Raw genomic sequence first — 12,967 nt, 5'->3', positions numbered from 1 at the left:
AACTCGTCATGTGGTGGAACTTCATCGGCCGCACCGGCGACGAGATCGCCCAAGCACGCGCCGACTGGGAGAAGGGCTCACGATTCGGCGAAGTCCACGGCTACGACGGCGCCCGCCTCCACGCGCCGGAGCTGCCCGCCCTCCCGCTGAAGGCGCGGGGGCGGGAACGCTGACCCGCGCGGGCGACGCGGGACCGGCGGCTGACCGGCTTCGGGCCCGGCCGCCCGGAGGCCCCGGCCGACCGGGTGCCCTTCGTCAGGAAACCGGCTTCCTCAACGCCCTACCGGTCCCGCTCCTCCGCGGGCTGCTCCGTTCCGTCCGGCTCGGTCGGAGCCTTGGACACGAGCGTGCCGTCCAGGCGGATGCCGCGGGTCGAGGCCCACATCACCAGGGCGCTGCCGCACACCACGCCGCAGTCGGCGAGGTTGAAGACCGGCCAGTGCGGCAGCTGGATCCAGTCCACGACGCGGCCCTGTCCGGGGGAGGGGGCGCGGAACAGCCGGTCGATGAGGTTTCCGGCGGCCCCGGCGATGACCAGCCCGAAGGAGACCGCCCAGACGGGGGTGCGGATCCGGGGCGCCACCACCAGCATGACGGCGATGACCACCATCTTCACCGCGGTGAAGAACCAGGTCTCGCCCGCGCCGATGGAGAACGCTCCACCCGAATTGAAGACCACCGTGAATTTCAGAAGTCCGCCGAGCGCCTCGGTCGGATCGGTCCCCGAGAAATGCGTCAGCGCTATCTGTTTGGTGATGAAATCCGACGCCAGCAGCGCGAGTGCTACGGCTGTCATGGTTCCCAGTCGTCGAGGCGTGTAGCCGGGCAAGGAAGCTCCTCGCGCAACCCGTAGGCGTAGTAAGCCGGTCATGGCCGCATTGTAGGTGACGGCGGGTCGCGCACGAGTGCTTCCAAGATCGGGAGCGTACCGTCAGGACGAGAGCGTACCCTCGCCGCCGACGGGTGACGGTGGGCCGGGGCGGTCACTCGAAGGCTTCGGCGAGCCGTGTCAGTCCTTCCTTGATCGTTCCGGCCGAGTGCCCGGTGAACGAGAGCCGCAGGGTCGCCGGGTCGGCCCGGCCGGCGAAGAACGGCGCGCCGGGCACGTAGGCGACGTCATGGGCCGCGGCCCGGGGCAGCAGGGCGGTGGCGTCGTGCCCGTCCGGCAGGCGCACCCACACGAACATCCCGCCGTCCGGCCGGCTCCAGGTGCTCGCGGGCGGGAGCGTGTGGGGCAGGCCGTCGAGCAGCGCGTCGCGGCGCTCCCGGTAGGCGGCGCGGACCCGCGTCAGGTGCGCGTCGAGGCGGGCATCGGTGAGGTACCGGGCGGCGGCCGCCTGGTCGACGGTGGAGGAGTGCAGATCGGTGGTCTGCTTCACCGTCGCGCAGGCCTGGCGCAGCGCGGCCGGAGCGCGCAGCCAGCCGAGGCGCATGCCCGGGGACATGATCTTGGAGAGGCTGCCGAGCAGCACCGTGCGGTCGGCCGCGCCGTCGAACGAGGCGATCCACGGCAGCGGTGCGCCGTCGAACCTCAGCTCGCCGTAGGGGTCGTCCTCGACGATCCACAGGCCGTGGCGGGCCGCGACCTCCGCGATGGCCCGACGGCGCTCGACGGAGAGCGTGCGCCCGGTCGGATTCTGGAAGTTGGGGACGGCGTAGAGCAGTTTGGGCCGCTCCGAGGCCACGAGGCCGGCCAGTGCCACCGGGTCGATGCCGCCCTCGTCGGACGGGACCGGGACGACGCGCGCTCCCACGAAGGCGAAGCACTGCAGCGCCGCCAGATAGGTGGGGTTCTCCACGAGGACGGTGTCGCCGGGGGCCAGCAGCGCCGTCGAGGTCAACGACAGCGCCTGCTGGGAACCCGAGGTGACCAGCAGGTCGTCCACCGCCGTGGGCAGGGCGCGGGCACTCAGCCGCTCCGCGACGGCCGCCCGCAGACCCGGGTCGCCCTCGGTGGTCGAGTACTGGAGGACACGGCTCGGGGCCGTGCTCAGTACGTGGTCGTACGCGGCTCGCAGGCCGGCGACGTCGAAGAGCTCCGGGGCGGGCAGACCGCCGGCGAACGAGATCACCGTCGGCCGTGCCGTGAGGTCGAGGATCTCCCGCACGGACGAGGCGTGGGCAGGGGCGGGGCGTGCGAGGGGGAGGGGGGCGGCGGCTGGGCTCGTCATGCCCGCAGACTACGGACGAACGGGGTGATGTCCCGGGTGTGACAGTCCCGGGAGTGCCCAAACATGTCCCATCGATTTCTTGCCGAGATTGATCATGCCGCCACGTCGGGAACGGTTTCCGCGACCGGCCGCGCCGGACCGTGAGGTTCGGGAAACCACCAGGTGGGGACGGGACCGGCGCCCGCCGGGACCTTCCCGCCGGATGGGCCGAAAACGCATGCTCGGTCGTCGAACAGGCTTGTCGGCCGGTGTGGTGCGTGTGCCAGTGTGCTGGGAGCCGTGTGCCTTGTTCCACAGTGTTTTGCCGGGCCACCCCGGAGCCCCTTTCCTCGGTTCCCTTCCGGGTCTCCCTTTTCTTGGTTCCTCGGAATGCTTTCCGTCATGCCGTAGATCGGTTCGTAGCGATATCAGGGGGCGTCATGTTCGATCTCCGCCATGGGCATTCCGAGGCCTCCGAGAATTTCGCGGGGAATCGGGCGGCGCCGGAGGAGCCCATAGCGCTGGTCGGAATCTCCTGCCGGCTTCCGGGGGCCGCGGGACCCCGGCAGTTGTGGGACCTCCTGCGGGACGGACGCAGCGCCGTCACCGAAACTCCCGCCGATCGCGCGGGCGGCCCCGAGGGGCCCGGGAACGACCAGCCGCCCGCCCTGCGGTGGGGGGCGTTCCTGGAGGACGTGGACCAGTTCGACGCGGGATTCTTCGGGATCGGTCCCCGCGAGGCCGCCGCGATGGATCCGCAGCAGCGCCTGGCCCTGGAGCTGAGCTGGGAGGCCTTCGAGGACGCGGGGATCGGCCCCGCGACATGGCGCGCCCAGGACACGGCCGTCTTCCTCGGCGTGGCGTCCGGCGACTACACCGTCCTGCTCGACCGTCGGGGACCGGCCGCCCGGACCCCGCACACCGTCGCCGGCACCCAGCGCGGCATGACGGCCAACCGGGTCTCGTACGCCCTCGGTCTGAAGGGCCCCAGCCTCACCGTCGACGCCGGCCAGGCGTCGTCGCTGGCCGCCGTTCACCTGGCCTGCGAGAGCCTGCGGCGCGGCGATTCCGCGCTCGCCGTGGCGGGCGGTGTCCATCTCAACCTGCTGTCCGACACGGCGCACGCGATGGCCGGGCTCGGCGCGCTCTCGCCCGACGGCCGCTGCTTCACCTTCGACGAGCGGGCGAACGGCTACGTACGCGGCGAGGGCGGGGCGATGGTGGTGCTCAAGCCCCTGAGCCGGGCCCTCGCGGACGGCGACCTCGTCTACGGCGTCCTGCTCGGCAGCGCCCTGAACAACGACGGCGGCGGGGAGGGGCTGGCGGTACCGACCCGGGCCGCCCAGGAGGAGGTGCTGCGGCGGGCCTGCGCGAGGGCGGGTGTCGACCCGGCGCACGTCCACTACGTCGAACTGCACGGGACGGGCACCCGGGTCGGCGACCCGGTCGAGGCCGCCGCGCTGGGCGCCGTGTTCGGCGCCGCGCGTTCGGCCGGCCCGACCCCCCTGAACGTCGGTTCCGTCAAGACGAACGTCGGCCACCTGGAGGCCGCGGCGGGCGTGGTCGGCCTGGTCAAGGTGGCGCTGTCCCTCAAGCACGCGACGTTGCCGCCGAGCCTCAACTTCCGCACCCCCAACCCGATGATCGACATGGACGCGCTGCGTCTGCGCATGGTGACGGACCGGCTGCCGTGGCCCGAGGTGGACGGCACCCGGCTCGCGGGCGTCAGCTCGTTCGGTCTCGGAGGGACCAACTGCCACGTCGTGCTGTCTCAGCCGCCCGCCCCCGCGGAGAGCGCCCGGGCGGCGGCACACGGCGGTTTCGGTGTGGTGCCGTGGGTCCTGTCCGGTTCCACGCCGGAGGCGCTGCGGGGCCAGGCCGACCGCCTCCGGTCGTACCTGGCCGAGGAGCCCGACGCCGACCCCGCCGACGTGGCCCTGTCGTTGGCCACCACCCGCGCGACGTGGGAGCACCGCGCGGTACTCGTCGCGGCCGACCGCGAGGAGTTCCTCCGGGCGCTGGACGTCGCCGCCGAGCCCGGCGGATTCGATCCGGCACTGGTCAGGGGCAGCGTGGGCGAGGGGGGCGGGGTCACCTTCGTCTACCCGGGCCAGGGCGCGCAGTGGGACGGCATGGCGAAGGAGCTGCTCGACGCCTCGCCCGTCTTCCGGGAGCGGATCGAGCGGTGCGACAGCGCGCTGCGGCCGCACGTCGGCTGGTCGCTCCTCGACGTTCTGCGCGGGACGCCCGGCGCCCCGACCCTGGAACGGGCCGACGTCGTCCAGCCCGTGCTGTGGGCCATGATGCTCGCCCTGACCGAGGTGTGGGGCTCCTTCGGGGTGCGTCCTGACGCGGTGGTGGGGCACTCGCAGGGCGAGATCGCCGCCGCGTGCGTCGCGGGAGCCCTCAGCATCGAGGACGCCGCGAAGATCGTCGCACTGCGCAGCCGCGCGCTCGGCCGGCTGGCGGGCACCGGTGCCATGGCCACCGTCTCGCTGCCCCTGGCACGGGTCCGCGACCGGCTCGCCCAGGGCTGGGACGGGGTGGAGATCGCCGCGGTCAACGGTCCGGAGTCCACGGTGGTCTCCGGCTCGCCCGAGAGCATCGACCGGCTGCTCGCGGAGTACGAGGCCGAGGGCGTCTGGGTGCGCGCGATCCCGGTCGACTACGCCTCGCACTCCAGCGACGTGGAGGTCCTGCGGGACACGATGCTGACGGAACTCGCCGGGATCACCGCGCGCCCGTCGCGGATCCCGTTCTGCTCCACCGTCACCGGTGAGATCACCGACACCACGGAGCTGGACGCCGACTACTGGTACCGCAACCTGCGCAACCCGGTGCGGATGGAGACCTCCACCCGTCACCTGCTGGAGGCCGGGCACCGGACGTTCGTCGAGGTCAGCCCGCATCCCGTGCTCACCGTCGCGCTCCAGCAGACCGTCGGTACCGCGGCGACGGTCACCGGAACGCTCCGCCGCGGCGAGGGCGGTCCGCGCCGGCTGCTGGACTCCGTGGCCCGGCTCCAGGTGTGCGGCGTGCCGGTCGACTGGCACACCGCGCTCCCGACGGCCACCGGGCGCCGGCTCCGGCTGCCCACCTACCCGTTCCAGCGGCAGTCGTACTGGCTGGACGGCGAGGACCGGCGTGAGCCCGTGACGGCGGACCGTCCCGTGCCCGGTGCGGGCACCGGGTCCCCCGCGCCCGAGCCGTCGCGACACGGCGGCGGCGAACTGGCGGACCTCGTACGGGAACACGCCGCGGCCGTGCTGGGCCACCCCGATCCCGGGCTGGTCGACACCTCCCGCCGGTTCAAGGACCTCGGCTTCAACTCGCTGGACGCCGTCACCCTCCTGGAACGGCTGACCGCCGCCACCGGCGTCCCGCTCTCGCCCACGCTGATCTTCGACCACCCCACGCCCGCCCTCCTGGCGGGGTGGTTGCGCGCGGAGCTCGCGGGTGAACGAACCGACACCGGCACCGCGCCCGAACGCGCCTCCTACGGCGACGAGCCGATCGCGATCGTGGGGATGGGGTGCCGGTATCCGGGTGGGGTGAGGTCGCCGGAGGACCTGTGGCGGCTGGTGTCGGAGGGGCGTGACGCGATCTCCGGCTTCCCGGAGGGCCGGGGCTGGGATCTGGAGCACCTCCAGGACCCCGATCCGGACGCGGGCGGAGGCGGGCGGACGTACACCCGCGGTGGGGGGTTCCTGCACGAGGCGGATCTGTTCGACGCGGGGTTCTTCGGGGTGTCGCCGCGTGAGGCGGAGGCGATGGATCCGCAGCAGCGGTTGCTGCTGGAGGTGTCGTGGGAGGCGTTGGAGCGGGCGGGGATCCGTCCCGACACGCTGAAGGGCAGCCCCACCGGGGTGTTCACCGGAGTGATGAACAGCGGCTACCGGCCCCCGCCCTCCCAGGTTCCGGTGGAGTTCGAAGGGCACATGCTGACCGGCAACGAGGGCAGTGTCGCGTCGGGCCGGGTGTCCTATGTGTTGGGGCTGGAGGGGCCGGCGGTGTCGGTGGACACGGCGTGTTCGTCGTCGTTGGTGGCGTTGCATCTGGCGGTGCAGTCGTTGCGGCGGGGGGAGTGCTCGATGGCGCTCGCCGGTGGTGTCACGGTGATGGCCTCCCCGTTCGCCCTGATCGAGTTCGCCAGCCAGGGGGGTTTGTCGGCGGATGGTCGGTGCCGGGCGTTCGGTGAGGGCGCGAGCGGGACGGGGTTTGGTGAGGGTTGTGGTGTGTTGGTGTTGGAGCGGTTGTCTGATGCGCGGCGGTGGGGGCGTCGGGTGTTGGGGGTGGTGCGGGGTTCGGCGGTGAATCAGGACGGTGCGTCGAACGGGTTGACGGCGCCGAGTGGTCGGGCGCAGGTGCGGGTGGTGCGTGGGGCGTTGGGGGACGCGGGGTTGGTGGCGGGTGAGGTGGACGCGGTGGAGGCGCATGGGACGGGGACGCGGTTGGGGGATCCGATCGAGGCGCAGGCGTTGTTGTCGGCGTACGGGGTGGGGCGTGAGGTGCCGTTGTGGCTGGGTTCGGTGAAGTCGAACATCGGTCATACGCAGGCCGCGGCGGGTGTGGCGGGTGTGATGAAGATGGTGTTGGCGATGGGGCGCGGGGTGTTGCCGCGGACGTTGCACGCGGAGGTGCCGTCCTCGCATGTGGACTGGTCGGCGGGTGGGGTGGAGTTGTTGTCCGAGGCGCGGGAGTGGCCGGTGGTGGGTCGGCCGCGGCGGGCCGGGGTGTCGTCGTTCGGGATCAGTGGGACGAACGCGCATGTGATCGTGGAGGGGGTCGCGGAGGAGTCCGTCCCCGCTGAAGGCCCGGTTGACGGTGTGGGTGTGGTGCCGTGGGTGGTGTCGGGTCGGTCGGTGGAGGCGTTGCGGGCGCAGGCCGGGCGGTTGGTGGAGTACCTCGCGGGGCGTGAGCCGGTCGAGGTGGGTGGTGTGGGGTGGTCGCTGGTCTCGCGGCGGTCGTTGTTCGAGCACCGCGCGGTGGTGACGGGCGCGGGTCGTGAGGAGTTGTTCGCGGGGCTGCGCGCGCTGGCCGAGGGCGGCACGGCGGACAACGTCACCGTCACACCCCCCACCACACCCCCCGGCGGCTCGAACAGGCTCGCGCTGATCTTCACCGGCCAGGGCGCGCAACGCCTCGGCATGGGCCGCCAACTGCACCGGGACTTCCCCGTCTTCGCGAAGGCCTTCGACGAGGCGTGCGCGCGGCTGGACGCCCATCTGCCCGTCCCCCTGAAGGACGTCGTCTTCGGCACGGACGCCGAGCTCCTGGACCGCACCCTGTACGCCCAGTCGGCCCTGTTCGCCCTGGAGACCGCGCAGTTCAGGCTCCTGGAGCACTACGGCATCCGGCCCGACCACCTGCTCGGACACTCGGTCGGCGAAGTGACCGCCGCCCATGTCGCGGGCGTGCTCGACCTGGCGGACGCCGCGCTCATGGTGGCGACGCGGGGACGGCTGATGCAGGCCGCCCGCGGCGACGGCGCCATGATCGCCGTGCAGGCCACCGAACGGGAGGTCCTGGCGGTCCTCGGAGACCGCGACCAGCTGGCCGGGATCGCCGCGGTCAACGGCCCGCGGTCCGTCGTGGTCTCGGGTGACGCCGCGGTCGCCACCGAGGTCGCGGACCACTTCGCGGCGCTGGGACGCAGGACCAGGCGGCTGCGGGTCAGCCACGCCTTCCACTCTCCCCACATGGAGAGCGCGCTGGAGGAGTTCCGCGGCGTCCTCGAAGGCCTGACCTTCCGCGAACCCGCGCTCTCCGTCGTGTCCAACCTGACCGGGAGGGAGGCCACCGCCGAGCAACTGTGCTCCCCCGACTACTGGGTGTCCCACATCCGCCGTGCCGTCCGGTTCGGCGAGGGGGTCGAACGCCTCGCCGCGCTCGGAGTGGGGACCTACCTCGAACTCGGCCCCGACGGTGTACTGACGGGCCTGGTCCAGGAGTGCCTGCCGGACGGGACCGACGCGATCACCCTGCCGCTGCTGCGTGCCCGCCGCCCGGAGAGCGGTTCCCTGCTCACCGCGGTCGCGCAGGCCGCCTTCGCCGGCCACCTGCCCGACTGGTCCCCGCTCTTCCCGGACGCGCGGCCGGTGGAGCTGCCGACGTACGCCTTCCAGCACGGGTCCTACTGGCTGACGGGGGACACCGCCGTCTCGGGCATGGCGTCGGCGGGTCTGGAGACGGCGGGGCATCCGCTGCTGGCCGCGGCGGTCGAGCGGCCCGACGGGAAGGGCTGGGTGTTCACCGGCCGCGTCTCGCCCACGACCCACCCCTGGACGGGCGACCACGTCATCGGCGGCGAGGTGCTGTTGCCCGGAGTGGCGCTGGTCGACCTCGCCCTCGCGGCGGGCGCCCGGGCCGGGTGCCGGCGGCTGGACGAACTCACCCTGGAAGCCCCGCTGTCCCTTCGCCCCGGCGCGCCGGCGGACCTGCGCGTGGTGGTGGATCCCGCGGAGGAGGGACGCTGGTCGCTGGCCGTGTTCACGCGCTCCGGCGACACCTGGACGCGCCACGCCACCGGCGTGCTCGCGGCCGAGGCCGAAGGCACCGGGAGCGCGCTGACGACCTGGCCGCCGAAGGACGCCGCCCCCCTCGACGTGGCCGACGCGTACGAGGCCCTGACCGCCCGCGGCTACGACTACGGGCCGACGTTCCGAGGTCTGCGCGCCGCCTGGCGCGACGGCGACGTGCTGTACGCGGAGGTCAGGCTTCCGGCCGGCGTGGAGCCCTCCGGTTTCGGCGTGCATCCGGCCGTCCTGGACGCGGCACTGCACCTGCTCGTCCTGGAGGGCGACCAGGCGGCCGGGCTCCGGCTGCCGTTCGCCTGGTCCGGTGCCGTCCTGCACACCACCGGCGCCACCGCGCTGCGGGTACGGCTGACGCCCACCGGCACCGACACCGTGGCCCTGGACGTCTGTGACGCCGGCGGGGCGCCGGTCGCCACCGTCGAAGCGCTGACCCTGCGCCCCTACTCCGCCTCGGGCGGGTCCCGAAGGCCGCTGTTCGCCGTGGACTGGCTTCCCGTGCGGGGCCAGGCCGCCGTCACCACGTCGGCCGATGCCGCGCCGGACTTGCCGACGGGCCGCTGGGCCGTCCTCGGCACGCGCGGCCCGGACCTGCCGGGCGTGACGCGCCACAGCGACCTCGCCGCGCTGTCCGGCGCGGTCGAGGACCTGGAGGTGGCCGTCATCCCGTGGACGGCCGGCGTGCCGGAGCACGAGGTGTCGTCCGGGGCCCATGACGCCGCCCAGGACGTCCTTCGCCTGCTCAAGAGCTGGCTGGCCGAAGAGCACCGGACCTCCGCACCCCTGGTGGTTCTCACCCGGAAGGCGGTGGCCGTCGAAGCGGGCGAAGGCGTGGCGGACCTCGCCGCGTCCGTGCTGTGGGGCCTGCTGCGCACGGCCCAGACCGAACACCCGGGCCGCTTCGTCCTGCTCGACGTCGACGTCGACCCGACCCCCGGCCTGGTGGCCGCCGCCCTTGCCACCGGCGAGCCCCAACTGGCGCTGCGCAACGGTGTGTTGAAGGCCGCCCGGCTGACCCGGCGGACACCCCGTGAGCTGCTCGAACCCCCGGCGGACGCGCAGGCCTGGCGGATGGAACCGGGCGCCAGCGGCTCTTTCGACGCGCTGTCCCTCCGCCCTCGCCCCGAGGCGCTCGCCCCCCTGCTGCCCGGAGAGGTGCGCGTCGCCGTCCGCGCCGCGGGCCTCAACTTCCGTGACGCGCTGAACGCCCTGGGGCTCTACCCCGGGGACGCGGGCCCGCTCGGCATCGAGGGGGCCGGCGTGGTCACCGAGGTCGGACCCGGGGTGACCCGGTTCGCGGCCGGCGACCGGGTCATGGGCCTGCTGCCCGGTGCGTTCGGACCGCTGGTGGCCGCTGACAGCAGGACGCTCGTCGGCATCCCGGACGGCTGGACGTTCGCCCAGGCGGCAGCCGTTCCCGTGGTCTTCCTGACCGCCTACTACGCGCTGACCGACCTGGCCGCGCTGGCCCCGGGCCAGACGCTGCTGGTCCACGCGGCGGCGGGCGGGGTCGGCATGGCCGCGGTCCAGCTCGGCCGGCATCTCGGCGCGCGGGTCTTCGGCACCGCGAGCCCCGGCAAGTGGGACACGCTGCGCTCCATGGGCCTGCCGGACGAGTGCATCGCCTCGTCCCGGGACCTCCTCTTCGAGCAGGGGTTCCGCCAGGTGCTGGGCGAGGACGGCGGTTTCGACGTCGTGCTCAACTCGCTGGCCCACGAGTACGTGGACGCCTCACTGCGCCTGCTGCGGCCCGGTGGCCGGTTCCTGGAGATGGGCAAGACCGACGTCAGGGACCCCGCGTCCTTCGCCGACATCTCCTACCAGGCGTTCGACCTCATGGTGGTCGACGCGGAGCGCATCCAGGAGATGCTCACCCACCTCGTGGAGCTCTTCGAGGACGGTGCGCTCACCCATCTGCCGCTCACCGTCCGGGACGTCCGCCGGGGCAAGGACGCCTTCCGCCACATCAGCCAGGGCCGCCACACCGGCAAGAACGTGCTCACCCTTCCGGTGCCGTTGGATCCGGAGGGGGCGGTGTTGGTGGTGGGTGGTACGGGGGTGCTGGGGGCGTTGCTGGCGCGTCATCTGGTGGTGGCGCGTGGGGTGCGTCATCTGGTGCTGGTGAGTCGTCGGGGTGTGGACGCGCCGGGGGCGGTGGGGTTGCGGGAGGAGTTGCTGGGGCTGGGGGCTCGCAGTGTGGTGGTGCGGGCGTGTGATGTGGCGGATCGGGTGGCGTTGGGGGTGGTGGTCGACGAGGTGTTGGCGGTGCGGCCGCTGACGGGTGTGTTCCATGTGGCGGGTGTGTTGCGGGACGGGGTGCTGGTGTCCTTGGACGCGGAGGCGTTGGGGGAGGTGTTGCGGTCGAAGGTGGACGGTGCGTGGGCGTTGCACGAGGTGACGCGGGAGCGCTGCCCGGACCTGGCGGCGTTCGTGGTGTATTCGTCGGTGTCGGGTCTCCTCGGCACCGCGGGACAGGCGAACTACGCGGCGGCGAACACGTTCCTGGACGCGCTGGCGCACGAGCGGTCGGCCCAGGGGCTTCCGGGCGTCTCGCTCGCCTGGGGGCTGTGGGAGCAGGAGTCCGGCATGACCGCCGGCCTCGACGGCGCGGCCTTCCAGCGCTTCGAGCGGCACGGCATCGGAAAGATCTCCTCCGAGCAGGGCATGGCGCTGTTCGACGACGCGTGGCAGACGAGCGAGCCGGCCGTGGCGCCGTTGGTGCTCGACTCGGCGCGACTGCGGGAGAGGGCCGCCGCGGCCGACCTGCCCCCGCTGCTGCGCGGCCTCGTCTCCGCCCCGGTCCGGCGCACGGCGGCCTCCGCCGCGGCGCCGAGGGCGGCGGGCCCCGCTTCCTGGACCGGCCGGATCGAGGGGGCGACCGGACGACGGGGCCTCGACGTCGTGAAGGACCTCCTGTGCCAGGAGATCGCCGACGTCCTCGGCCACCCGGAGTCCGAAGCCATCGACACCGGGACGGAGTTCCGGGCACTCGGCCTCGATTCCCTCACCCTCGTCGAACTGCGCAACCGGCTCAACGCGGCCACCGGACTCAGGCTCCCCGTCAACGTGCTGTTCGACCGGCCCACACCGGACGACCTGGCCGCCCATCTCCTGGAGGCGCTGGAGCCCGAACAGCCGGATCCGGTCTCCCGCATCCTCGCGGACGCCGACCGGATGGAGGAGGCGCTGAAGCTCTTCGCCGGCGAGCGCGAGGACCGCACCAGGATCACCACCCGGCTGACCCGGATCCTTCGGGCCTGGCAGCGGGAGCAGGACGAAACCGCCGAACCCGTCGACGATCTCGACCACGCGACCGATGACGAACTCTTCGACGCCCTCGACAACGAACTCTCGCGCTGAGGTACAGAAAGATGAGCCCGATGTCCAACGAAGCCAAGCTCCGCGACTACCTCAAGCGCGCCACGACGGACCTGCGTGAGGCACGACAGCAGGCCAGGGAACTGGAGGAGAAGGCCCACGAGCCGATCGCGATCGTGGGGATGGGGTGCCGGTATCCGGGTGGGGTGAGGTCGCCGGAGGACCTGTGGCAACTGGTGTCGGAGGGGCGTGACGCGATCTCCGGCTTCCCGGAGGGCCGGGGCTGGGATCTGGAGCATCTCCAGGACCCCGACGGGCAGGAGCGCGAACCCGGCTCGATCCCCACCCGCGGCGGGGGGTTCCTGCACGAGGCGGATCTGTTCGACGCGGGGTTCTTCGGGGTGTCGCCGCGTGAGGCGGAGGCGATGGATCCGCAGCAGCGGTTGCTGCTGGAGGTGTCGTGGGAGGCGCTGGAGCGGGCGGGGATCCGTCCGGACAGCCTGAAGGGCAGCCCCACCGGGGTGTTCACCGGAGTGATCTCCGGGGAGTACGTCACCCGGCTGTCGTCCATCCCCGTCGAGGCCGAGGGCTACGTCGGTACGGGAAACACCGCCAGTGTCGCGTCGGGCCGGGTGTCCTATGTGCTGGGGCTGGAGGGGCCGGCGGTGTCGGTGGACACGGCGTGTTCGTCGTCGTTGGTGGCGTTGCATCTGGCGGTGCAGTCGTTGCGGCGGGGGGAGTGCTCGATGGCGCTCGCCGGTGGTGTCACCGTCATGGCGACCCCGTCCACGCTGATCGAGCTCGGCAGTCAGGGGGGTTTGTCGGCGGATGGGCGGTGCCGGGCGTTCGGTGAGGGCGCGGACGGGACGGGGTTTGGTGAGGGTTGTGGTGTGTTGGTGTTGGAGCGGTTGTCGGATGCGCGGCGGTGGGGGCGTCGGGTGTTGGGGGTGGTGCGGGGTTCGGCGG

The 12,967-nt window shown here is 72.8% G+C and carries 4 protein-coding genes and 1 pseudogene; 3 read left to right on the top strand and 2 right to left on the bottom strand.

Translation table 11 applies throughout. The features are described 5' to 3' along the window. Positions 1 to 173 (top strand): annotated as a pseudogene (locus ABD308_RS39455) (pirin family protein); the annotation flags it as partial. A 107-nt stretch (positions 174 to 280) separates the two neighbouring features. Here ABD308_RS39455 and lspA read toward each other — a convergent pair. Beyond that, positions 281 to 829: a signal peptidase II gene (gene lspA, locus ABD308_RS39450; protein WP_344345967.1), complete on the bottom strand. Its 549-nt coding sequence runs from the start codon at positions 827 to 829 to the stop codon at positions 281 to 283. A 154-nt stretch (positions 830 to 983) separates the two neighbouring features. Continuing rightward, positions 984 to 2,171, bottom strand: coding sequence for an aminotransferase-like domain-containing protein (locus ABD308_RS39445; protein WP_344345965.1), 1,188 nt, complete (start codon positions 2,169 to 2,171; stop codon positions 984 to 986). Positions 2,172 to 2,671: 500 nt separating this feature from the next. On the opposite strand from ABD308_RS39445, the gene ABD308_RS39440 reads away from it, so the two are divergent. Beyond that, positions 2,672 to 12,043, top strand: coding sequence for a type I polyketide synthase (locus tag ABD308_RS39440; RefSeq protein ID WP_425554973.1), 9,372 nt, complete (start codon positions 2,672 to 2,674; stop codon positions 12,041 to 12,043). Then, on the top strand, positions 12,040 to 12,967 hold a 928-nt coding region (locus ABD308_RS39435; protein WP_425554972.1), incomplete at its 3' end, for a beta-ketoacyl synthase N-terminal-like domain-containing protein. The genes ABD308_RS39440 and ABD308_RS39435, both read left to right, overlap by 4 nt.

This window comes from Kitasatospora putterlickiae, from assembly GCF_039527695.1.
Taxonomy (GTDB): Bacteria; Actinomycetota; Actinomycetes; order Streptomycetales; family Streptomycetaceae; genus Kitasatospora; species Kitasatospora putterlickiae.
The sequence above is the reverse complement of the archived record's forward strand: the minus strand, read 5'-3'. Positions and strand labels throughout refer to the sequence as shown.